23 protein-coding genes are annotated in these 22911 nt (G+C 62.8%); 11 read left to right on the forward strand and 12 right to left on the reverse strand.

Annotated features, from left to right (window positions below):
- The 3 genes from ACILRN_RS05520 to ACILRN_RS05530 form a co-directional block, all read right to left on the reverse strand.
- The coding region (locus ACILRN_RS05520) for a 23S rRNA (adenine(2030)-N(6))-methyltransferase RlmJ (RefSeq protein WP_395686321.1) at positions 1-664 on the reverse strand (664 nt) is incomplete at its 3' end.
- Entirely contained in the window at positions 661-1011 is a 351-nt protein-coding gene (locus ACILRN_RS05525; protein ID WP_395686323.1) for a DMT family protein, read from the reverse strand. The genes ACILRN_RS05520 and ACILRN_RS05525, both read right to left, overlap by 4 nt.
- Positions 1012-1028: 17 nt before the next feature.
- Positions 1029-1622 carry a hypothetical protein gene (locus ACILRN_RS05530; protein WP_395686325.1) on the reverse strand — a complete coding sequence of 198 codons (594 nt, stop codon included), beginning with the start codon at positions 1620-1622 and terminating at the stop codon, positions 1029-1031.
- A 69-nt stretch (positions 1623-1691) separates the two neighbouring features.
- Between ACILRN_RS05530 and ACILRN_RS05535 the strand changes: the two genes are divergently transcribed.
- The 5 genes from ACILRN_RS05535 (at position 1692) to ACILRN_RS05555 (ending at position 7500) form a co-directional block, all read left to right on the forward strand.
- Entirely contained in the window at positions 1692-2879 is a 1188-nt protein-coding gene (locus ACILRN_RS05535) for a multidrug effflux MFS transporter (RefSeq protein ID WP_395686326.1), read from the forward strand.
- 29 nt (positions 2880-2908) lie between these two features.
- Positions 2909-5197: an excinuclease ABC subunit UvrB gene (gene uvrB / locus ACILRN_RS05540; protein WP_395686356.1), complete on the forward strand. Its 2289-nt coding sequence runs from the start codon at positions 2909-2911 to the stop codon at positions 5195-5197.
- A 602-nt stretch (positions 5198-5799) separates the two neighbouring features.
- Positions 5800-6213, forward strand: coding sequence for a DUF995 domain-containing protein (locus tag ACILRN_RS05545; RefSeq protein ID WP_395686328.1), 414 nt, complete (start codon positions 5800-5802; stop codon positions 6211-6213).
- 106 nt (positions 6214-6319) lie between these two features.
- Positions 6320-7009, forward strand: a complete 690-nt coding sequence (locus ACILRN_RS05550; protein WP_395686330.1) for a L,D-transpeptidase — start codon at positions 6320-6322, stop codon at positions 7007-7009.
- Positions 7010-7071: 62 nt separating this feature from the next.
- Positions 7072-7500, forward strand: a complete 429-nt coding sequence (locus ACILRN_RS05555; RefSeq protein WP_395686332.1) for a hypothetical protein — start codon at positions 7072-7074, stop codon at positions 7498-7500.
- On the opposite strand, the gene ACILRN_RS05560 is transcribed toward ACILRN_RS05555, so the two are convergent.
- Positions 7497-8135 (reverse strand): MBL fold metallo-hydrolase, encoded by a 639-nt coding sequence (locus tag ACILRN_RS05560; protein ID WP_395686333.1) that lies wholly within the window; start codon positions 8133-8135, stop codon positions 7497-7499. The genes ACILRN_RS05555 and ACILRN_RS05560 overlap by 4 nt on opposite strands.
- Before the next feature lie 99 nt (positions 8136-8234).
- Here ACILRN_RS05560 and ACILRN_RS05565 point away from each other — a divergent pair, with 99 nt between their 5' ends.
- From ACILRN_RS05565 to prmB, 4 genes are read left to right on the forward strand one after another with little or no spacing between them, the layout of a single operon-like run.
- Positions 8235-9395 carry an MFS transporter gene (locus ACILRN_RS05565; protein ID WP_395686335.1) on the forward strand — a complete coding sequence of 387 codons (1161 nt, stop codon included), beginning with the start codon at positions 8235-8237 and terminating at the stop codon, positions 9393-9395.
- Positions 9388-10539, forward strand: coding sequence for an MFS transporter (locus ACILRN_RS05570; protein WP_395686337.1), 1152 nt, complete (start codon positions 9388-9390; stop codon positions 10537-10539). The genes ACILRN_RS05565 and ACILRN_RS05570 overlap by 8 nt, the downstream gene beginning before the upstream one ends.
- Positions 10536-11465, forward strand: a complete 930-nt coding sequence (locus ACILRN_RS05575; protein ID WP_395686338.1) for a DMT family transporter — start codon at positions 10536-10538, stop codon at positions 11463-11465. Before ACILRN_RS05570 ends, ACILRN_RS05575 begins: the two co-directional genes overlap by 4 nt.
- Positions 11440-12366 (forward strand): 50S ribosomal protein L3 N(5)-glutamine methyltransferase, encoded by a 927-nt coding sequence (gene prmB, locus ACILRN_RS05580; RefSeq protein ID WP_395686339.1) that lies wholly within the window; start codon positions 11440-11442, stop codon positions 12364-12366. The genes ACILRN_RS05575 and prmB overlap by 26 nt, the downstream gene beginning before the upstream one ends.
- Before the next feature lie 24 nt (positions 12367-12390).
- Here prmB and ACILRN_RS05585 read toward each other — a convergent pair whose 3' ends face one another.
- On the reverse strand, positions 12391-13122 hold the full coding sequence (locus ACILRN_RS05585) for a type 1 glutamine amidotransferase (RefSeq protein ID WP_395686341.1): 732 nt from the start codon (positions 13120-13122) through the stop codon (positions 12391-12393).
- Between the two features lie 86 nt (positions 13123-13208).
- Positions 13209-13421, reverse strand: coding sequence for a cold-shock protein (locus ACILRN_RS05590; RefSeq protein WP_395686357.1), 213 nt, complete (start codon positions 13419-13421; stop codon positions 13209-13211).
- Between the two features lie 152 nt (positions 13422-13573).
- On the opposite strand from ACILRN_RS05590, the gene ACILRN_RS05595 reads away from it, so the two are divergent.
- On the forward strand, positions 13574-14176 hold the full coding sequence (locus ACILRN_RS05595; protein ID WP_395686343.1) for a DUF922 domain-containing protein: 603 nt from the start codon (positions 13574-13576) through the stop codon (positions 14174-14176).
- A gap of 383 nt (positions 14177-14559) precedes the next feature.
- Here ACILRN_RS05595 and ACILRN_RS05600 read toward each other — a convergent pair whose 3' ends face one another.
- The 3 genes from ACILRN_RS05600 to petA are packed head-to-tail and all read right to left on the reverse strand — an operon-like array spanning position 14560 to position 17263.
- Positions 14560-15390 (reverse strand): cytochrome c1, encoded by an 831-nt coding sequence (locus ACILRN_RS05600; protein ID WP_395686345.1) that lies wholly within the window; start codon positions 15388-15390, stop codon positions 14560-14562.
- Between the two features lie 16 nt (positions 15391-15406).
- Positions 15407-16660: a cytochrome bc complex cytochrome b subunit gene (locus ACILRN_RS05605; protein ID WP_395686346.1), complete on the reverse strand. Its 1254-nt coding sequence runs from the start codon at positions 16658-16660 to the stop codon at positions 15407-15409.
- A gap of 15 nt (positions 16661-16675) precedes the next feature.
- Positions 16676-17263: a ubiquinol-cytochrome c reductase iron-sulfur subunit gene (petA, locus tag ACILRN_RS05610; protein ID WP_395686347.1), complete on the reverse strand. Its 588-nt coding sequence runs from the start codon at positions 17261-17263 to the stop codon at positions 16676-16678.
- A 175-nt stretch (positions 17264-17438) separates the two neighbouring features.
- Between petA and ACILRN_RS05615 the strand changes: the two genes are divergently transcribed.
- Entirely contained in the window at positions 17439-17900 is a 462-nt protein-coding gene (locus ACILRN_RS05615) for a tRNA (cytidine(34)-2'-O)-methyltransferase (protein WP_395686349.1), read from the forward strand.
- On the opposite strand, the gene ACILRN_RS05620 is transcribed toward ACILRN_RS05615, so the two are convergent.
- From ACILRN_RS05620 to ACILRN_RS05630, 3 genes are all read right to left on the reverse strand, one after another.
- Positions 17893-19341, reverse strand: a complete 1449-nt coding sequence (locus ACILRN_RS05620) for a VWA domain-containing protein (RefSeq protein WP_395686351.1) — start codon at positions 19339-19341, stop codon at positions 17893-17895. The two genes, ACILRN_RS05615 and ACILRN_RS05620, sit on opposite strands and share 8 nt — an antisense overlap.
- 150 nt (positions 19342-19491) lie before the next feature.
- Positions 19492-20829, reverse strand: coding sequence for a hypothetical protein (locus ACILRN_RS05625; protein ID WP_395686353.1), 1338 nt, complete (start codon positions 20827-20829; stop codon positions 19492-19494).
- A gap of 811 nt (positions 20830-21640) precedes the next feature.
- Positions 21641-22911 (reverse strand): VWA domain-containing protein (locus tag ACILRN_RS05630; protein WP_395686354.1); only part of this gene is annotated, 1271 nt, incomplete at its 5' end.

Here is a 22911-nt window from a genome sequence, read left to right on the forward strand (position 1 = left end):
GCAACGTTGCCGGCACGCCGAGCCCCGTCGCACCTGCGATGACCGTATCCGCCACCGCACCCGCCTTGAGCGGATACCACAGCATGTAAACGCCCTGGGCAAAGCGGCGGAGGCCCTGAGCCAGCATGCGCACAGCCTTGCTCGACTCGTCGGCTGCCTCATAGGGCGGATCGATCAGGATCAGCCCGCGCCGTTCCGGCGGCGGCAGCTTGGCCTTGAGACAGGTTTCCGCATCCAGTCTGGTCACCTCGGCGCGTGGCTCACGCAGCAGCTCGCGCTCAAGCGCCGCGGCATCGTCCGGATGCAGCTCGTTGGCGATGAGCCGGTCGTAGTCGCGCATCAGCCGCAACGCCAGTTCCGGAGAGCCCGGATAGAAACGAAGGCCGCCCTGCGGATTGAGCGACGCGAGCGCTGCGCGGTAGGGTGCGAGCAGCGCTTCGACCTCCGGCGCAAAGGGAGGGGCAAGCTTGCCGATGCCGCCTTCCCACTCGCCCGTCTTGCCAGCCTCGATGCCGGCGAGATCATAGAGGCCAACCCCGGCATGCGCGTCGATCACCCGGAACGGCTTGTCCTTCTTCTTCATGTGTTCGATGAGGCGGGCCAGTGCCACGTGCTTCAGCACGTCGGCGTGGTTCCCGGCATGATAGGCGTGGCGGTAGTTCATGAGCGGAACACGAAAAAGGCGCCGGCCGCGATCAGCGCGAAGCCGATCAGGTGGTTCATGGTGATCGCCTGTTTCAGATACATGACCGAGAACACCGAGAACACCGCGAAGGTGATCACCTCCTGCATGGTCTTCAGCTCGGCCGCCGAATACACCTGATAGCCGATGCGGTTGGCGGGAACCGCCAGCCAGTATTCGAAGAAGGCGATGCTCCAGCTGGCCATCACCGCCATCCACAGGGGCTTGCTGGTGTAATTGAGGTGGCCATACCAGGCAAAGGTCATGAACACGTTGGAGGCCAGCAGCAGCAATATGGGAAGCACGTAAGGGGAGGTGAGCGAGGTCATGGCGGAAACCCTGCGGTTCAGTCTGTGAAGGTGACCGAGTCGATTGCGATCTGCGAGCCGTCCTGCCCGAGATTCACATAGAGCACACGGTCCGGCCGGTCGGCGCGGACCATGAAGAAGCCGATGGAACTGACCGAATGGCCGAGCAGGCCGCAGGGCGGATCCGGAATTTCCTGCTGAACCTGGGCATCAAACGCCGCCTTGCGCGCCCCGGTGGGCAGCACCTGGAAAGCGCTCCAGCCGGGCGGCGCTGGCTGGTCTGACACCGGAGCCATCACGCATTCGGCATCGTCGGTCACCAGACCTCTGGCCTTGAGTTCCGGTAGGATCGCCGGGGCGCCGCCGGGATTGCGGAACTGCTGCAGCACCGTGAAGTGCTCGCCACCGTCGACGCGGAGCACGAAACGGTCCGCCGCCGCGTCGTAAAGCACTTCCCAAAGGCCAGTCTCGAAGCGGCACTGTTCGGTCCATAGCCCCAGGCCGCCGCCGCTCCGCCAGAGCCAGGTGCAGCGCGTCGTGTCGGTGGCGTTCAGCGGCTGAGGCGGGGCTTCCGCCGCGGCCGGCGCGACTAGGACGGACAGGGCAAGCACGGCGCGAACAATCTGTTTCATGCGTCCGACTCATGCCTGAGTCTCCCGCATTTGGCTATCGCGCGGGCCCGCCAGCGGCTAGGAAGGACCATGTCTGTCGCGATTGCCCCGCCCCGCCCCTCCTATGCCATCCTGGTGGCGGTCAGCGCCGTGGGGCCGCTGGCGCTCAACATCTTCATGCCCTCGCTTCCGGGGCTTCAGAGCGAGTTCGGCGTCAGCTATGGCGTGGTGCAACTCACTCTCACGCTCTATCTGGCGGGCATGGCCGCCTGCCAGCTGGTCTATGGTCCGATCTCCGACCGGGTGGGACGGCGGCCGATGCTGCTGTTCGGCATGGCGCTGTTCGTGGCCGCCAGCCTCGCGGCAGCGCTCGCGCCGAGCATTCACGTGCTCATCGTGGCGCGGCTTGCCCAGGCGGTGGGCGGCTCGGCAGGCATCGTGCTGGCCCGCGCCATGGTGCGCGACGTCTATGATCGCGAGACCTCGGCCAGCGTCATCTCCTACATCACCATGGCCTTCGTGGTGGCGCCCATGGTCGCACCCGCGCTCGGCGGCTACATCGACACGGAGTTTGGCTGGCGCATGGGCTTCTGGCTGCTGGCCGGGCTGGGCGGGCTGGTGCTGCTCGCAGCCTCGGTCTATTTGCCCGAGACACACCTCAACCGCACCGGCGCCGGCCTGAACCTGATCGAAGGCGCGGCGCGGCTGTTCCGCCTGCCGCGCTTCCGCGGCTACACGCTGGTGCTGGCTTTCACCTCGGCGGTATTCTTCGCCTTTCTGGGCGGCGCGCCGCATGTGATGATCGATGTGCTGGGCCGCAGCCCGATGGAATATGGCCTGTGGTTCGTCTGCGTCTCGGCCGGCTACATGGCGGGCAATTTCCTGTCGGGGCGCTACACGCGCAGGATCGGGCTCGACCGCATGATCCTTGCCGGCTGCATCATCACCCTGGCGGGCGGCCTGCTGTGCTTTGCCGCGGCGATCAGCGGCCTGCTGACGCCTGCCACGCTGTTTCTTCCGATGTGCATCGCCGCGCTCGGCAATGGCCTGACGATTCCCAATGGCACGGCGGGCGCGATCAGCGTCGACGTGCGGCTTACCGGCGCGGCGGCCGGCTGGTCGGGCTTCACCCAGATGAGTTGTGGCGCTCTGGCATCGCAGCTGGTGGGTTCGTTGCAGGATGGCTGGCCCTTCGCGGTGTTCTGGTTCATGGCGGCGGCCAGCCTGCTGGCACTGCTGACGCACATGGCAAGCCTGCGGGCGGCGCGCTTGGCCTGAAGCGGCCACGCGCCTATATTGATCCGATCATGGGACACTCACGCCAGGACGGCGGCTTCGCGGAAGCCCCGCAGCCGCTCATCGACGGCTCCGCCGAAGCCTTCACCGGCGGGCTTGGGCCGCTGCGGCCTGACTTCGTGCCGCTCGCCGAATTCACCCCGGTCAAGCCGCCGAAGCCACCCAAGATGGCAGGCGGGCGGCGCCTCGAGATCGTCTCCGAATTCGAGCCGCGCGGCGACCAGCCGCAGGCCATCGCCGAACTGGTGGCAGGCGTTGACACCGCCGAGCGCGACCAGGTGCTGCTCGGCGTCACCGGCTCGGGCAAGACCTTCACCATGGCCAAGGTGATCGAGGCCACCCAGCGCCCGGCGCTCATCCTCGCGCCCAACAAGACGCTGGCCGCCCAGCTCTATGGCGAGTTCCAGAGCTTCTTTCCCAACAATGCGGTGGAGTATTTCGTCTCCTATTACGACTACTACACGCCCGAGGCCTATGTGCCACGCAGCGACACCTACATCGAGAAGGAATCGGCCATCAACGAGCAGATCGACCGCATGCGCCATTCGGCCACGCGCTCGCTGCTCGAGCGCGACGACGTCGTGGTGGTGGCCTCCGTCTCCTGCATCTACGGCATCGGCGACGTCGAGACCTATTCCGCCATGGCCTTCGCGCTGCAGAAGGGCCAGCGCATTGCCCAGCGCCAGCTGCTGGCCGATCTGGTTGCGCTGCATTACCGCCGCAACGACCAGAACTTCGTGCGCGGCGCCTTTCGGGTGCGCGGCGACACGATCGAGCTCTTCCCCTCGCATTTCGAGGACCGCGCCTGGCGTCTCTCGATGTTCGGCGACGAGATCGAGCAGATTTCCGAATTCGATCCGCTCACCGGCCAGAAAATGGCCGAACTCGAGCAGATCAAGGTCTATTCCAACTCGCATTACGTCACGCCGAAGCCGACGCTGGAACAGGCCGTCTCGCGCATCAAGAACGACCTGCGCATCAGGCTCGGCGAGTTCAACGCGGCAGGCCGCCTTCTGGAAGCGCAGCGGCTGGAACAGCGCACCATGTTCGACATCGAGATGATGATGGCCACTGGCTCCTGTGCGGGCATCGAGAATTATTCGCGCTACCTTACGGGCCGCAAGCCGGGCGAGCCGCCGCCCACGCTCTTCGAATATCTGCCCGACAACGCGCTGGTCTTCGTCGATGAAAGCCACGTCACCATCCCGCAGATCGGTGGCATGTTCAGGGGCGACTTCAACCGCAAGGCCACGCTGGCCGAATACGGCTTCCGGCTCCCCTCCTGCATCGACAACCGGCCACTCCGCTTCGAGGAATGGGACGCGATGCGGCCGCAGACCGTCTGCGTGTCGGCCACGCCCGGCAAATGGGAGATGAACCAGACCGGCGGCGTCTTCGCCGAGCAGGTGATCCGGCCGACCGGCCTCATCGATCCGCCGGTGGACATCCGCCCGGTCAAGGACCAGGTCGACGATCTCGTCGCCGAATGCCGCGCCGTTGCTCTGAAAGGCTATCGCGCGCTGGTCACCACCCTCACCAAGCGCATGGCCGAGGATCTCACCGAATACATGCATGAGCAGGGCATCCGGGTGCGCTACATGCATTCCGACATCGACACGCTGGAGCGCATCGAGATCATCCGCGATCTCAGGCTCGGCGCCTTTGACGTGCTGGTCGGCATCAACCTCCTGCGCGAGGGGCTGGACATTCCGGAATGCGCGCTGGTGGCCATTCTGGATGCCGACAAGGAAGGCTTCCTGCGCTCCGAGACCTCGCTGATCCAGACCATCGGCCGCGCCGCGCGCAACGTCGATGGCCGGGTGATCCTCTATGCCGACCAGATCACCGGTTCGATGGAGCGGGCGATCGCCGAGACCGATCGCCGCCGCGCCAAGCAGACTGCCTACAACAGCGCCAACGGCATCACCCCGCAGTCGGTTAAGAAGAACATCGGCGACATCCTGAAGAGCGTCTACGAGCAGGACCATGTGCGCGCCGACGCCGGTCTGCTGGAGGACGGCGCCCCGCTCATCGGCCACAATCTTGAGAAGGTGCTGGCCGATCTCGAGAAGAAGATGCGCGAGGCCGCCGCCAATCTGGAATTCGAGGAAGCCGCGCGGCTTCGCGACGAGGTGAAGCGGCTGAAAGCGGTGGAGCTCGCGGTGATCGACGATCCCACGGTGCGCCAGTCCAACATCAAGGACGCCACCGCCAGCTGGCCGCAGCCCAAGGGCGAACGCCGCGCAAGTTCAAAGGCGGGCAAGCCTGGCACCAGGGCGTACCGAGGGAAGAAGAGGTAGGGCGGCACCGAAGTCAGCCATCGCCCTCGCCCGCTTTGCTAAAGAGGCACACCAGCCGCGCCCAGTGTTTCCGCGCTCTTCCCTCTCATCACCCCCATGCTTGACCCGGGGGTCCTCTTTCGTGGCCGCAAGGAGGATGCCCGGATCAAGTCCGAGCATGATGAGCAAAAAACAAGCCGCAGCCCCCGAAGGACCCCTGTGGCCTCTTTCCCAGCTTCAGCCAAGGGCGCTTATCTTGTGCTTCGCGAAAGGGAGGGGAAAATTCATCGCGCTCCTTGTCGCTCCGCCAAGCCCGGCCGGACACGCCACCCCCCGCGGGATGGGAGCCATGCCCTCTCGCCCCTTGAGAGTGGGCCAGACGCCCCCCAAAAAATCTTCACAATGTCAATCAGCAGCAGGCCCGTGCACGAGCGGCTTTCTTGACAGAAATTAGGAATAAAGTCAAGGTCTAAGAATTCTCTCTTTTCGCCTCGCCCGGCTCCCGGCGCTGCCCCATTCCTGCCCCGTTTTTCCTGCTCTATCAGGGCGTTGCACTGTCGGCTTCCGCCGCAGGCAATGATTGTGTAATGAAGCCCGGGTAAGGGCATGCAGGGGGAGAGCCGATGGGCCTCGAGACAAAGGGTCGCCGCAGTCTGGCGGCCATGGCGCTGGTGAGCTTGCTGCTGGCGGGTTGCTCGTCGATGCCGGGCAGCGAGACCCCCGTCGAGACTGCCCCCAAGGGCCTCAGCGCCGCCGAGATCCGCACAATACTGGCGGGAAAGAGCTGGCGCTTCCAGGGCCCCAACAACACCGGCGTGACGCTCTATGCCGAAGATGGCACCTCGCTGGTCGAGGTCGACGGCAAGGGCACCACCAAGGGCAAGTGGATGACCAAGGACGGCCAGCTCTGCGAGAGCTTCGACCCCTCGCCGCCCTGGCTGCCAGGCGGTGTGCCGATGAGCTGCTACTCCTTCGCGCCCGGGCCCACGCCCGGCACCTATCAGGCGGGCAAGGCGGTCTTCAGCCTCGCATCGTAAAGGGCTCGGCGCAGGCCACATTTGCGCCACAGCCTGTTCAAAGTGATGCCGCGGCGAGGCCCGATAGGCTGGTCCGGACAAGTTGCGACTCCGGGGGAACATTTTCATGAAGGGCGTGTCACGCCGCCGCTTTCTGTTCTGCAGCCTGGCGCTGGGCCTTGGCGCGCGGGCCGCTGCCGCGCAGGGCCTGCCTGAGGAGCAGGACCCCTTCGGCGGCGCGCTGCCCGGCGAGGAGCAGTCCTTCGACCCCGCCCTGCTGCCGCCGCCCGAAAGCCCCATCGACTTTCCGATCGAGGAGATTCCGCCGCGCCGCATCAAGAAGCGCTTCCGCCGCCAGATGGTGGAGTTCGACGGGCCAGAGGAGCCCGGAACCCTGGTGGTCGATCCCGACGAGCGCTTTCTCTACCACGTCCTGGCCTATGGCAGCGCGGTTCGCTATGGCGTCGGCGTGGGCCGATCGGGTTTCGAATGGGCAGGTGCGGCGCAGGTCGGCATGAAGCGGCGCTGGCCGCGCTGGGTGCCGCCCGCCGACATGGTGGCGCGGGATCCGCGCGCCAGGCCCTGGGCCAATGGCCAGCCCGGCGGCCCGGACAATCCGCTCGGCGCGCGTGCCCTTTACCTCTATGACAATGGCGAGGACACGCTCTACCGCATCCACGGCACCAATGAGCCACAGTCGATCGGCAAGGCCATGTCGTCGGGCTGCATCCGCATGCTGAACCAGGATGTGGCCGAACTCTTCGACAATGTGATCGTCGGCACGCCGGTCATCGTGCGCCCCTCTCAGGGCGGGTGAGGCGCGGTGAACGCAGACGGCTTGAAGCCTTGTGCCGCCTGTGGCACATGCAGGCACAGGGCATGAGGGACTTGACTGACGTGATGGGCCATTTCATTCGTACACTGATCATTTGCGCGGCGGCCGCGGGCCTTGCCGCCTGCAACACCGGGCCACAAGGCGTGCGCATCACCAATGGTGGAACCTCGGCCACCACCGACAAGACACCCGTGCCGATCACCGACTTCAACGCCGAGCAGATCCGCGCCGCAATCTCCGGCAAGACCTTCCAGTACACCCGCGCGGACGGTAACGGCTTCATCACCTACAACGCCGATGGCAGCTTCAGCTATCAGGATGACGTGAAGGGCGGCGGAATCGGCAAGTGGACGGCCAATGGCACGGAGTATTGCGAGGTGTTCGGCAAGAACCCGCCCGAGTGTGGTGTGTTCCGCAACACGGGAGATGCCTATTTCGCCGCCAAGTCCCGCCTGGTGGAGATGAAGGTCTAGATCAGGAACGGGTTGCTGCGGCGCTCCTCGCCGATGCGGCAGGGCTGGCCGTGGCCGGGCAGGCAGACCACGTCATCGCCGAGCGGAAACAACTTTTCCCGGATCGAGCGCAACAGCGTGGCATGGTCACCGCGCGGAAAATCCGTACGCCCGATGGAGCCCTGGAACAAGACATCGCCCACCAGGGCAAAGCGGTTCTCGCCGTTGAAGAAGCTCACCGAGCCAGGCGTGTGACCCGGCGTCTCGTGGATCGCGAAGCGCAGGTCGCCGACCGTAACCTCATCGCCCTCTGCAAGCCAGCGGTCGGGCGTTACGGGCCGCGCCTCCATCATGCCATAGCCAGCGCCTGACTCATCGAGCTTCTCGAGCAGGAACAGGTCCTCGCGGTGCGGGCCTTCGATTGGCACGCCCAGCAGCTCGCGCAGCTCTGCAGCGCCGCCCGCGTGGTCGATGTGGCCGTGGGTGAGCAGGATCTTCTCCACCCTGACGCCGCTCTCCGCGATCGCCTTCTCGATGGCCGCAACATCTCCTCCGGGATCGACCACGGCGCCCTGCTTGCTCGCCTTGTCAAAGATCAGCGAGCAATTCTGCCGGAACGGAGTGACGGGAATGATGATTGCTTGAAGCTGGGCCATGGCGCCGCTGCATAGCGGCCAAGCTGCAGCGGCGCAACTGCCTTGCCCCGGAGCACGGCGCCGTCTACAGCCTGTGTGAGCAGGATCACAGCCCGACCGATGACGACCAGTTCCCCATCCCGCGCCGGAAACCTCGTCGCCGCCTTCGCAGCGGTCGGGGCATGCGACATTGCCTTCGGCCTCACGCTGCAACTGATGCCACTTCTCCTCGAGCGCGAAGGCTGGCCCGCCTGGGCCATTGGCCTCAATGTGGCCATGGGTCCGATCGGCATTCTGATGGCAGGGCCGTTCCTGCCGAAGATCCTCGGCAGCTTCGGAACCAAGCGGGCCTCCTTCGTGCTGATCTTCGTACTGCTCGCCAGCCTCGCGGCAATCAGCGTGGCCCCGTTCTGGATGTGGTTTCCGCTTCGCTTCATCTTCGGGCTCGCCACGAGCGCCCTGTTCACGATCAGCGAGGCCTGGGTGCTGACCTTCGCCAGCCGCGAGAACCGCGGCCGCATCATGGGGCTCTACAGTTCCCTCTTGTCGGTCACCTTCGCGGCCGGTCCGCTGATCCTGCCGTGGACGGGACTCGATGGCTTTCTCCCCTGGGGCATCGGCATTGCCTGCATCCTGATCAGCGCCCTGCCCCTGGTCTTCGTTCAGGTCAATGACGATGACTTCCGCAACGAGGCTGGCGGCAGCTTCTTCGGCTTCATGCGCCGCGCGCCCATGCTGCTGTTCGCTGTGGCGGCGGCGACACTGTTCGACAATGTGCTGATCTCCTTCTTCACCATCTATGGCATGCGCAATGGCCTCAGCCTTGAAACCGCGAGCCTGCTGCTGGGCTTCGGCATCATCGGCAATGTGCTGATGTTCTATCCGATCGGCTGGCTGGCCGATCACTGGTCACGCCGCGGTGTCATGCTGGTGAGTGCCGGACTCACCATCCTGCTTTCGATCAGCCTTCTCTTCATCATCACACACTGGATCGCCTGGCCGGCGATGATGCTGCTCACCGGCTCGGCCTTCGGGGTCTATGTGGTGGCGCTGGCCACCATGGGCGACCGGTTCTCCGGCGCCGATCTGATTGCCGGTGCGGCGGCGATTGCCGCCATGTGGGGAGTCGGCGGCCTGATCGGGCCGCCGATCGCCGGGGTCGCCATCGACCTGTTTGGCATTGAGGCAATGCCCATCACGCTTGCCGCCTTCTATGTCCTGCTGCTGGCTGGCCTTCTCATGAGCGGCGGAAGGCTGGTACGGGAGTCGCCGGTTGGATAGGCAGCGCCTCATCAACCTGCTCGCGGCGACGGCCGCCATCACGGTCTTTGGCTTCACCTTCGGACTGATGTTTCCGCTGCTCTCCCTCATCATGGAGAGCCGCGGCGTGCCCTCGCAGTGGATTGGCTACAACGCCGCCATGCACCCGATCGGCATTGTGCTCTCGGTGTTCGTCATCCCGGTCGCGGTTCGGCGCTTTGGCGCCAAGCGGGCCGTGATCGGCGCCGCCCTGCTCACCGCAGCGGTCATCCTCTGCTATCCGTTCATGCCCATTTTCTGGGGCTGGTTCATTCTGCGCCTGTTGCAGGGCTTCTTCGTATCCATCCTGTTTGCGATCAGCGAGGCCTGGATCGTGCGATTTGCGCGGGGGCCGTGGCGGTCACGCATTCTGGCGCTTTACACCTCGATCCTCGCCCTCAGTTTCGGTGGCGGCCCGGCCATCATCAGCCTCACCGGCATCGAGGGCGCATTGCCCTTCCTTGCCGGTGCGGCCGTGTTGCTGGTCGCCATGATTCCCATTCTGTTCGTCAGGGACGAAGAGGTGGACAGCGAGGATGAGGCGCCGCTCTCCGTCCTTGGCTTTGCGCGCAAGGCGCCGATCCTGCTCTTTGCCGTCGGCATGTTCGGTATTCTCGATGCGGCCAATCTCAGTTTCCTTCCGGTCTACGCAGTGAAGAAGGGCTTCGACCAGGAGATGGCGGCAATGGCCCTCACCGCCTTCATCATCGGCAACACGGTCCTGCAATTTCCGATAGGCTGGTGCGCCGATCACCTGCCGAAACGCCCGGTCATGGCCTGCTGCGGCGCGCTGAGCGGCGTGTGCTCGCTGCTCGTGCCCTTCGTCTTCGGAAGCTGGGCGCTCTGGCCGGTGCTCACCGTGATGGGCGCCACGGCTGCTGGCATCTACACGGTGGCGCTGGCCGAACTGGGCGAACGCTTCTCGGGCCATGAACTGGTAACCGGCACGGCCGCCTTTTCGACCATGTGGGGGCTCGGCGCTCTGGCGGGGTCTCTGCTGGCCGGCTGGTCCATTGCCGGCCTCGGTCCGGATGGGCTACCCTTCAGCATGGCGGCGGTTTTTCTGGTTTTTGTCGTGGCTGCGGCCGCCAGCACCAGTTCCGCTGGCCGAAGGGCCGGCCGATGACTTCCCGTACGTTCAGCTATGGCGCAGGCGTGCTGTTCGTGGCGGCTGGTGCGGCCTGCTGGAGTCTTGGCGGCGCACTCGTCCGGCTCACAGAGGATATCGATGTCTGGCAGATCATCTTCTACCGCTCGGTCATCGTTCTGGTCTGCATGTGCGCCTGGCTGGGCCTTCGCTTCCGGACGACGCTGTTTTGGCGGATGCAGGAGGCTGGCCTCTGCGCCGTGATCGCAGGCATCGCGGTCGGCACCGCGGGCCTCACCTTCGTTGCATCTCTGTTCTACACGACCGTTGCCGAGGCCATCTTCATGGTGGGCATTGCGCCGTTTCTCTCTGCCATCCTTGGCTTGTGGATACTCCGCGAGCGGATCCCGCCGATAACCTGGATCGCCATGGTTGTGGCGCTGACGGGAATGGCGATCATTTTCTATGGCAACCGCGGAGGCGGAGCGATCACGGGCACACTGCTGGCGATCTATTCGGCCTTCTGCTTTTCCTGCTATGCGGTGCTGCTCCGCTGGGGCCAGAAGACCGACATGTCGGTGGCGCTCATCTGGAACGCCATCTACCTGATCCTTGTCAGCGGCCTCGTCATCCTGCTGCCCACCGGTGTGCGCGAGGTGCATGGCCTCGAGCAGTTCTCGATCGGCTGGTGGAACCTCGGGGCAACGGTTCTGATGGGGGCTATCCAGCTCACATTGGGGCTCGTCCTGTTCACCATCGGCTCGCGCAGCGTGCCCGCAGCCCAACTCTCGCTCATCGCGCTGGTCGAACCGGTCCTCTCACCACTGTGGGCATGGCTGGTGAGTAGCGAACTCCCGCCCATCTGGACTTTCATCGGTGGGGCGGTGATTGTGGGGGCGATCGTGATTCAGGCCATCTTTGCTACCAGGGACAGACGCCATGCCAGACGGGCAGCCAGCATTTAGCGCCGCGGCCAACCAGCTTTCGACCGTTCGTGACTTCCTGCGCTTTGCACTCTCGAGCTTTCGAGCGGCCAATGTCGTCCATGGTCACGGCACCAGCTCCGCGCTGGATGAGGCGGCATTCCTGATCCTGGAGACGCTGAACCTGCCGGTTGACGATATCAACCCCTGGCTGGATGCCCGCCTGCTAGACGGCGAACGCATAGCACTCGCCGACATCATCCGGCGGCGCATCGAAACCCGCATGCCAGCTGCCTATCTGGTGCAACGTGCCTATATCCACGGCATCCCCTTCCATGTCGATGAGCGGGTGATCGTGCCACGCTCGTATCTGGGCGAACTCATGTTCGCTGGCATCTTTGGCGGAGAGGACACGCCCCTGATCACCGATCCGGCTTCGGTCGAGAGTGTTCTGGACCTGTGCACCGGTTCCGGCTGCCTTGCCATCATCGCGGCAGGGCTGTTTCCAGCCGCGGAAATCGACGCTGCGGATCTGTCGGAGGATGCCCTTGCAGTGGCGGACATCAACGTCCGCATGCATGGCCTCTCAGACCGGATCAACCTCATGCATGGCGATCTCTTCGCTCCGCTGGAGGAGCGAAGCTACGACCTGATCATCTGCAATCCTCCCTATGTTGCGGCAGCGGAGGTCGAGGCCTTTCCGCCCGAACATGGTCATGAACCGGTGATGGCGCATCTCGGGGGCGAAGATGGACTTGCGATCGTGCGCCGCATTCTCGACCAGGCTGCCGATCACCTGAACCCGGGCGGCGGGCTTCTGTGTGAAGTGGGCACCGGGCGCGAGCGGCTGGTGGACGACTATCCGCACCTTGACTTCCTGTGGCTCGATACCGAAGAGTCGGAGGGCGAGGTCTTCTGGCTCACCCGGGAGGCGCTGGTCTAGATGTGAGTTTTCAACACTGAAGGGTCACAGCGAGCGCCGCAGCCCCGTCGCCGTCATCAGGTTGTCGTAGATCCTGCGCGTCATGCGCGCCATCTCAGGCATCAGGGGGTAGGACTCCCGCATGAGCCGCGGATAGGCCCCCTCGCCCATATGCTTCTCGAGACCCGCCACGTAACTTGGCAGCGAAGACCAGCCCGCCACTGTCTGAGGTGTGAACTCGCAGTGAAACTGTGTGCTCACCGCGTGGTCGCCAACGCCGAGTGCCTGCACGGCCACACGCTCGGAGAAGGCCAGTACCTTGGCCGCGTCCGGCACGCGGGTCACTTCGGCCATGTGCCACTGCATGACCTTGTGGCGCGCCTCAAGCCCCTGCATGAGCCGATGACGGCCAGCGTCGCCGCTCAGCATCACGTCGAACACGCCTACCTCCGCATGCCTTGCAGGGGCGACCTCGCCACCAAGCGCAGTTGCGAGCAACTGGTGGCCGAGGCAGACACCAAAGTAGGGACGAGCGCGGTCCACGACCCACTCGCGTATGGCCTGTTTCTCCGCCGCAAGCCACGGGTAGATATCCTCCTGCCAGGTATCCTGCGCTCCACCCAGCACGAACAGGAAATCATAAGGCGCAAGAGTGGGAATCTCCTGGCCAGCAAACAAGCGGACCGGCTCCGGGATGATCCCGTCCTCGGCGAAGAAATCGAGGAAGCGGCCCGGATGGTCGTGGTCCATGTGCTGGAAGACGAGCGCACGTTTCATTGCGAGTCCGGGTATTCCGGCTAAGTCATCCGGACGTCAAGAGCAATCGTGGCATCTGAACCGGCCAAGATGGCCGGCCACAACGGTCAGGCGATCTGCAGGTTGACAGCCTGGGGGCCGCGGCCCTTCTTGTCAGGCTGTATCTCGAAGCTGATCTTCATGTTCTCCGAGAGCTCGGGAATTCCAGAGCGCTGAACAGCCGTGATGTGCACGAACACATCCTTGCCGCCATCATCCGGCGAGATGAACCCATAGCCCTTGGCCTGGTTGAAAAACTTCACTGTGCCGTTCTGGCGCATGAGAAGGGAGTCCTTCATTCCATTGTCGTTACGTCCGAACGCTGAGAATTATGCTGTACCTATGCGCCAAGAGCAAGAGGGGTCTTCGCCTGGGGCGGGGCTTGATTTGCCCACCTTCCCTGCCTGATAGTTCCACCATGAGACGAGCGCCAATGAGCCGAGCAATCGCGCCTGCCCTGCTGACCGCCGTGGCGCTTGGTCTTGCTGCCGCAGCAGAAGCAAAACCGGTCGAGACCTTGCGCTACAGCTACTACACGGTGAGTGGTGACACGGCCGAAGCCATTTACCGCGCCATGCTCAGGCGCGGTCCCAGGGTGAAGGGCGCCAAGGCCTATGCTTCGACCTCGGCCGTTACCACCCGGGAGAGCAAGCTGCAGCAGGGCTCAGCCTGCCGGATCGTCGACTATCGCCTCAGGCTCGACTTCGTCATGAAGCTGCCGCGCATCAAGAACGAAACGGTTCTGCCGCCGGACGACCGGCGCCTGTGGAAGCGTTTCTCCGTATTCCTGAAGGAGCACGAGGACACTCACCGGCGCATCTGGCTGGACTGCGCTGCCGATCTTGAGCGCAAGGTGAGGATGATCTCTGCCAAGTCATGCAAGGACGTTGACCGCAAGGCGGCCCAGCTCTGGGACAGGGTAAGTGCCGCCTGCGATCGCAAGCATGCAGCCTTTGACGCGGCCGAGCAGCGACGCCTGATGTCACATCCCTTCATGAAGCGGGTCTATCAGCGCGCAGTGGAAACGCCCGACTGATGCCGCGCCGCGCAGTCCGCGGGAGACTGCGCCAGGAAACACATGAAACAAAAGGTCTAGAGCGAAAGCCGATCTGATTGAAACAGCACCGTTCGGCCGCGGCGGTGCGGACCGGCAGGACCGGCCTGAAACGAGGAGTGGGGCTTACTCGTGAGGCGTGCTGCGAACCAAACGCTCGCCGCCACCGAACCCGAAGGACCGGGGCCTTTTGCGCCGTGGCGAAGTCGGATTATTTGACCGGGCCACCAGCCCGCTTCTCGCCATTCTCCTGGCCACACCGCAAAATTCCTGCGGAGGCGCGATCCGATCAGGTCGGTCCTTGCTCCAGCAGAAAGGCCCGGAGCAAGCTCCGGGCCTTGCATCTTCAGACATGACCTCGAAGATCAGTGAGCCTTGGCCCAGATCCTGGTCTTCACGAGGTAAAGCATGAGCGCGAGGATGCCGAGATAGATCATCACCATGAATCCGGTGCTCTTGCGCTCTTCCATCTTGGGCTCTGCCGACCAGGCAAGGAAGGCGGATACGTCCTTGGCCATCTGGTCCACCGTCGCGGGCGTGCCGTCATCATAGGTGACCTGGTCATCCGTGAGCGGCTGCGGCATGCCGATCCAGTGGCCATTGGCGAAATAGGGATTGTAGAGTTTGCCCTCCGGCTGCTCCTTCTTGAGTTCTTCCGAGAGTTCCTCGTCCGGCACGTAGCCGGTCAGAACAGAATAGACATATTGCGGGCCGCCGATACCGTTCACCAGCTGGTTGAACGTGCCATACCAGCCCGGGCGATACTTGGTGATGAGGGAAAGGTCGGAGGGGTAGGCCCCGCCATTGGCAGCACGGGCGGCCTGCTCGTTCGGGAACGGCGACGGGAAGCGATCAGAGGGCAGCCCTGGCCGATCATACATCTCGCCATCCTGGTTGGGGCCGTCCTGCACGGTATACTCCGCTGCAAGCGCCTTCACCTGCCCTTCCGAAAACTCCGGCCCGCCAGGCTGAGACAGATTTCGGAAAGAGACGTAGTGCATGGAATGGCAGGCTGCACAAACTTCCTTGTAAACTTTATATCCGCGCTGCAACTGCCCGCGGTCAAACGTGCCAAAAGGGCCCTCAAAACTGAAGCTGACATCCTTGGCGGGCTTCTGGCCTTCCGCAGCCTGCGCAGCACCGAGGGACAGGGCAATGCCGGCGGCCGCGATGGCGAGTGTCTTGAGCAATTTCATGTCAATTCTCCTCAGATCACTCGGCAGGCACGGCAGCCGTGGCCGGTCGTTTCTTGGCCAACACGGCATCAGAGATGGATGATGGCAGCGGCTTCGGGCTTTCGAGCAGGCCGAGCAGCGGCAGGATCACCAGGAAGTGCGCGAAGTAATACACGGTCAGGATGCGCGAGAATACCACATAGAGACCTTCAGCAGGCTTCGATCCGAGATAGCCCAGCGCCACGCAGACGATGGCGAAGATCCAGAAAAAGCCCTTGAACAACGGCCGGTAATTGCCCGAACGCACCTTCGAGGTGTCGAGCCACGGCAGCGCAAACAGGATCAGGATCGAGCCGAACATCGCTATGACGCCGCCCAGCTTGTCAGGCACAGCGCGCAGGATTGCATAGAATGGCAAATAGTACCATTCGGGCACGATGTGCGCCGGCGTGACCAGCGGATTGGCCTCCTGATAGTTGATCGCATGGCCCAGATAATTGGGCGCGAAGAACACCCAGGCGGCATAGAACATGAAGAAGACCACGATCGCGAAGGCGTCCTTCATCGTGTAGTAGGGGTGGAACGGCAGCGTGTCCTGCGAACCCTTCACCGATACGCCTGTCGGATTATTGTTGCCCGGCACATGCAGGGCCCAGATGTGCAGCACCACAAGGCCGGCGAGCACGAAGGGCAACAGGTAGTGAAGCGAGAAGAAGCGGTTGAGCGTCGGATTGTCGACCGAATAGCCGCCCCACAGCAGCGTGGTGATCGAGTCGCCAACGAAAGGAATGGCCGAGAACAGATTGGTGATGACCTTGGCGCCCCAGAAGCTCATCTGGCCCCAGGGAAGCACATAGCCCATGAAGGCAGTGGCCATCATCACCAGATAAATCAGTACACCGATCATCCACAGCACTTCGCGCGGCGCCTTGTAGGAGCCGTAGTACATGCCGCGGAAGATATGGATGTAGACGGCGATGAAGAACATCGACGCGCCGTTGGCGTGCATGTAGCGGATCATCCAGCCCGAGTTGACATCGCGCATGATGTGTTCGACCGACGCAAAGGCGTAATCCACATGCGGGGTATAGTGCATCACCAGCACCACGCCGGTGATGATCTGCACCACCAGCATGACCGCGAGGATGCCGCCGAAGGTCCAGAAATAATTGAGGTTCCTCGGCGTCGGGAAATCCAGCGCCTGGCCGCGCACCAGATCCATGATTGGCAACCGCTCATGGAACCACTTTCCGAAGGCCGACGTTGGTACGTAATTGGAATGTCCGCTCATGGAGGATGTTCCTTCTTAGCCGATGCGTATCTTGGCGTCGGAGAGATACGAATACTGCGGAATGGCAAGGTTCTGCGGCGCGGGCCCCTTCCGGATGCGGCCGGCCGTGTCGTAGTGCGAGCCGTGGCAGGGGCAGAACCAGCCACCATGCTTCTCACTTCCCTCAACCACTGCATAGTCGCCCTGGTTGGGCAGCGGTACGCAGCCGAGGTGGGTGCACACACCCATCATGACGAGGAACTGTTCCTTCCCGCCCACCACACGGTTGACGTCAGTGGCCTGATCACCATCGGGCAGGTTGGCATTGCGCGCCAGAGGATCGATAAGGTCCGACATCGGCACCGCCTTGGCTGCTTCGATTTCAGCGGCCAGGCGGTGGCGCACGAACACCGGGTTGCCACGCCATTTGATGGTGATTTCCTGACCTTCGGCGATCGGGGCAAGATCAACCTCAACCGAGGCCAGCGCCAGCACCGAGGCGTCCGGGTTCATCTGGTTGATGAAAGGCCAGGCCGTCAGGGCTGCGCCGACCGCGCCCACGGCGCCGGTCGCGATGTAGAGAAAGTCGCGGCGGTTGGTTTCCGCATGTTCCGCTGTGGACACGTCTGTTCTTCCCTTTTGTAGCCGGGACCACCAGAGCCTAAGCTGCAGGCGGGCGTCACCCGGCGCTCAAATCGGCGACCTTTTGGCATTGCGCCTGCCAGAAGTCTAGCCATCAAGTGTCGCAGTTCGCAGGCAATTCCGGCCCGGGCGCACCCGGTCCCGGACAGGTGACAGCATGATCGACGTAGCCCTCTACCAGCCCGACATTGCCCCCAACGCCGCCACAATCCTGCGGATGTGCGCCTGTTTCGGGCTGACCTGCCGGATCATCGAACCTGCGGGATTCGTCATGAGCGAGGCCCAGTTCAGACGCGCCGGCATGGACTATCTGGACCGCGCAAGCCTGATCCGAGAGGCGTCCTGGGCCACCTTTCGGCAGGCCACCGCCGGGCGGCGCTCGGTGCTGATGACCACCCGGTCAAGCCTGCCTGTCTGGAGTTTTGCCTTCCGGCCCGGAGACGTGATCCTGATGGGCCGGGAAAGTTCGGGCGTACCCGAATCGGTTCATGCCGAGGTGGAGGCCCGATTGACCATTCCCATGCAGCCAGGGCTGCGCTCCCTGAACGTGGCACTGGCTGCTGCCATCGCCACAGGGGAGGCTCTTCGCCAGATCAGGCCGCAAGAACCTGTCAGTTGATCAGCCGAAGCCGCGTGAGCGAGGTGCCAATCTGATTGAAGGCGCTCTCCAGCTCCAGACTGTTGTTGGCGAGGTAGAAATAGTCGGGTCTGCTGGCGCAATTCCTCAGCATGGTCTGGGTTCTTGCGTTGTCCACCGTGAAGGCTACCGTGAAGATGAGGATTCCATCCGCCTTGATGTTGCGGCAGAGATTTTCGGTCAGGGCATCTGCCTCGGTGGGCGGGCTTTGTCCGACAAAGCTCGCCCCCGATGGCCGGACCGTATTGTCACCATCCGTCATCAGGACGAGGACCTTGCTGATCCCCCGCGCCTTGGCCTCGGCCGGCGTCGAAGCCCTGGTGAGCGGCATTTCCGATGTCAGCATGTTCCATCCCCAGACCAGGCCGCCAGGAATGAAGGTCTCGGTCACTTGACCGTTCAGCACAGGAGTAAGTTGGCTGATTCGGGTCTTGACCTCGCCGACGCCCCTGCCACCGAGGTCCGATCTGGACGTCAGATCGAGGATCGGCGTCTGCGCGCATGTCCCCAATATGCCGGGATATTTTGGATTCGTCGGATCAATGATTGTGTCGCGTTTACTGCTTCGCACGCCGAGACAGCCGCCAAAGCTGCTGATCGACGTATAGGTCTTGCACACCTTGTCGCCCCAAGAGGTGCAGGTCGTCGTACCCCACCGAGTACACGGCATGGAAAGTCCATCAGTTATGCAAGTGGATTGAAAAGACGGGGTAATGCAGCCCTTTGCATTCGGATAGCTGCAACTCGTCCAAGACGAGGTCTGGGTGGCCGGCACCGAGAGCCATGACTGGGTCCACAGGCTTTGCTCGACATTGATCCAGGTGGAGAAGGGCACCACGCCGACCTTGGCGTTGTCGGTGGTCATCAAACGGTCCACCAGCATGGTGGCTGCATTGCGGAGCGTGACGCTCTTCTGAACGCCGCCCAGCATGGCCGACATCGACCACGTGCGATCCAGCACCAGGGCAAGCTCCAACGGTCCGGGCTCTGGCCGCTTTGCCGTTGCCTCGACCTCAACCGGGATCTCATCGATGTTGAGAATCTTGAGGAAAGCCGTCTCAATGTCGGCGTCCATCGTGACGGTCACATCATCGCGCGGCTTGCGATTGTAGGTAATCCGAGGGGCAGCCAGCGCAGCGATACCCGGAACGCGCTCGTTTACATCGCCAAGATAGCGGCGCATGGCAGCAGACATCGCAGCTTCATTTGGGGCCTCGCCCGGCCGTTCGGCATAGGCGACGGCAGCAGCCGACATAGCCGCACGGTCAATGTCCTGCTGCAGCGCCTGCTTGATCCTCACTGTGCGGGCGATGTCGAAGACGACGCCGGCCGTCAGCACGAGGACCATGCCGACGACGGCAACAATAATGGCCACAGCCCCACCCCGGTCTGCCCACAGCCTTGCCATGCCAGGTCCGATCACCGGTTTGCGTCCTCCGTCTGCAACGGACAACATTATCTGATAAAAACATCTAGGGATTGTAAATTGAATTGATTCAATTGCTTCAACTTTACTTGGACATGATCTCATCTTGCGGCCCGCAAGACAGGCTGGCGTGATATCCGATCAGGCTCAGTTGGTCGTTGCAGCCGCGAGGCGGAGTTCGCCGATGTTGATGCTGATCCGGGTCATGGCCTCGCCAAGAGCCTCGTTGCTGTCCGCGCTGAAATATTGCTGCGGGTTGCTCGCGCAGGCCTTGAGGATCGAATTGGTGTTACCGTCTTCGATCCCGAAGGCGACCGTATAGATGGAGATGCCGGCCTTCTTGATGTTGGTGCACAGGCTTTCCGTTAGCCGGTCGGCATCCTCTGCCGGACTCTGTGCAACGAAGCCGCTGCCCTCGGGCCTCACGGTGTTGGGCCCGCCACTGACCAGCACGAGCACCTTGGCAGCGCCTTCACCCGGGCTCGCTGCGCGCGTCAGCGGTATGTCGGGATCCAGCATGTTCCAACCCCAGACCAGGCCGCCCGGCATGAAGCTGCCGGGCGCTCGGCTGCCATGCTTGGTTGCCGAAGATCCGCTCTGCATATAGCCAAGGCCGGCGAGGACGGATCCCGGCGCACCGGTCAGGTCGGTCAGGCGTGGCGCGGGGCACTGATCGCCGGCCTGACCCACAAGGCCTGGATATCGCGGATTGGTGGGGCTCTCTATCGTATCCTGCAGATCACGCCTTGCGCCGACGCAGCCATTGAAGCTGTGCGCCCGGCTGCACAGCGGATCGGCCTTGGGGCCGCAGGAATTGGGTGCGGCGTCCGTCAGTTCAAGCCAGGACTGCGACTGGAGCGACTTGAGCCCCTCACCCGTGGTTCCGACATTGATCCACGAGCCATAGGGCACAATGCCAACCTTGTTGCCCTTGCGCGCCAGCACGTGCCGCGCAAGCGCCATGGCCGAAGCCGCGACCGTCTCGCCCTTCTCGATGCCATTCAGGCTCTGCGCCATGGCCTCGGTGCCGTCCAGCACCAGCACGAGTTCGATGTCCGTCGGCTCCGGACGCTTTGCTTTCGCGCTGACAGCGAAATTGATCCTGTAAATATCGGCGAAGCGCAGGAAGGTGGTGGCCATCTGCGCCGTGACCGATACGGTGACCTCATTCTGCGGTGATGCCATCAGGTCCACTTGCGGCTCACCGATCTCCACCTCTCCGCTACCCAGCCGGGCTTCCGAGGCGAGATAGGCCTCCACCACCTCAACCATCCGAGACTGATCCGGCGGCCCGCCCACATCTGCCTTGAAGGCAACGGCCGCGGCCGCAAGGGCGGCCTGATCAACACTCTGCTGCAACACAAGCCTGGTCTGATAGGCGCGCGCCATATCAACCGCGACGGCCGCACTCACCGCCAACACGGCTGCAAACACCGCCACGGTGGCAGCGACCGCGCCGCTCCGTTCTGCCCAGAGTGAGTACACGCTGAAGTTAAACATCCTGATGAAATCGTAAATTGCTCTTAATAGTAGCATATTGAATGTTTCGTTGTACAGGCCGATGGCCCCGATGCAACATGGGTTTCAGGCATTTTAACCAGCAAGGTTTCTTGACGTTTAGTAACGCAATCAAAAATTGCAATCAAAGAAGTTGACCATGATCGACCCCGCGCGCAGTTAGCAAAGCGCGCTTGCCCGGCTCAGGGCCTGTTACATGGTTCCGATGCGCGTCAAGCATTCACCAAGGGCCCGAGCGCTGCCGACACAGCGAGAAACCCGACCTGTGGCTGGCCCCGAGACCAAGCGGGCGCGGTAGGCGCGCGCCACGTCAGGGGCACGCCAGCGGTGACCTTCAAGACAATCACAAAACTGCGGCCGTAATTGCAACCGCGCCTGCCCGACCGTCTCAATAGGCTTGAACCCCTCGGCTCGATGCATCTCTCGTGTCACACGATGCGATTTCAGGAGTCAGATCGGGAACTTGAGTGTTCAGAACAGCAAGCATTGATGGGACATGGATTTGTGGCCACCTGTTGCAGCAACAACTTGACGTTGGTTCGCTAAATACATCGCGGCTTCCCCGCGTGTGCGGCGCGCTCAACGGCCCGTTTTTTGCCGTTCTCTCGCAAGCCTCCGTTGATTTGTGAATGACATGAAGCGCAAGATGAGCTGAAACGGAATGAGGTCCAGGTCCTTCCCAGCGGGAGAAGAGATCTCCTGGCCAACTCACGAGTCAGCCCGCTGGAGGGCCCTGTTTGGTGTCACGTCACGGGCGTCGCGGCCAGACCAGTTCACTTTACTGTTTCACCCGCAGCGCCTGCAGCGAGGCCCCAATGCGCTCGAAAGCCCGGAGAAGGTCGGAACTGGACCTGGCGGAAAAGAAATAGCTGGGCGCACTGGCACAGTCCCTGAGCAACTGTTCGGTTTGCGGGCTGTTCACCGAGAAGGCAACAGTGAAGATCTCGATCCCCGCATTCTTGATGTTGGTACACAGGGTTTGCGTGGCCGTGTTGGCCCGTTCAGTCGGCTTCGGATTGCGATAGTCATTCGGTATGTCAAAATCCCAATAACCATCACCGCTCGGAACCACGGTATTTGCGCCATCCGTCATCAGCACGATAACCTTTTTGAGGCCGAGCCGGCTCGCCTGCGCTGCAGAGGTGGTTTTCTCCAGAGGCTGGCCCGGTTCCAGCATGTGCCAGCCAAATTCCAGGCCACCTCCGATATAGGTGTCCTGCACAAGGTCGTCGTTAACGGGCACCATCTCGGCAATCCGGCTCTTGACCAACGACCGACCTGAACCTCCGAAATCAGCCTTGTTGGTGAGGTCGAGGATCGGCGTCTGCTGACAGGAACCGTGGAGTCCATAGTATTTGGGATTGGTCGGATTGGCAATCGACGTCAGACTCGCCGTGCGCGACATGAAACATCCGTTGTAATACAGCGTCATCATAGTGGAACTGCAGTCGATCGGCCCGTAAGACGTGCAGGTTTCAGGACCCTGGCAGGTGGACGCAACGCCATCCTTTTCACATGCATAACTTGGCGTCGTGCAATTGCTTTTCCATCTGTAATTGCAGACCGATGTCGGTGTCGGCCTCAGATTGGGCTTTTTCAGCCAGGCCTCATCGACATAGGGCAGATTGGTCACCGGATTGTTGCCAGCAACGCGCAGATAGGTGGCGAACGGCACCACCCCCACCGACGCGTTCGGATTGTCCATCACGCTTTCGACAAGCTTCGTGGCCGCCGTCTGCAGCGTCTGATATTTTGGCGTGCCGTCCAGCCTTTCATTCATCGACCAAGTCCGGTCCAGAACCAGCGCCAGTTCGAGCGGTCCCCATTGCGGGCGGGCCACCTTCGAGGACACAGTGAACCTGATCTCGTTTATGTCGACGATCTTCAGGAAGGTTGTCTCGAGCCTTGCCGGAACCGAAACAATCAGGTCGTTGTTACCTCTGTCATAGCTAAACTGCGGCGGCTCGACCACGAGCACCAGATTCGGGCTGAGCATGTTGTTGGCAGAGAAATAGTTCGCAGCCACCTGCTTCATCCGATCATCGTTGG

The sequence above is a fragment of the Aestuariivirga sp. genome (assembly GCF_044238155.1).
Taxonomy (GTDB): Bacteria; Pseudomonadota; Alphaproteobacteria; order Rhizobiales; family Aestuariivirgaceae; genus Aestuariivirga.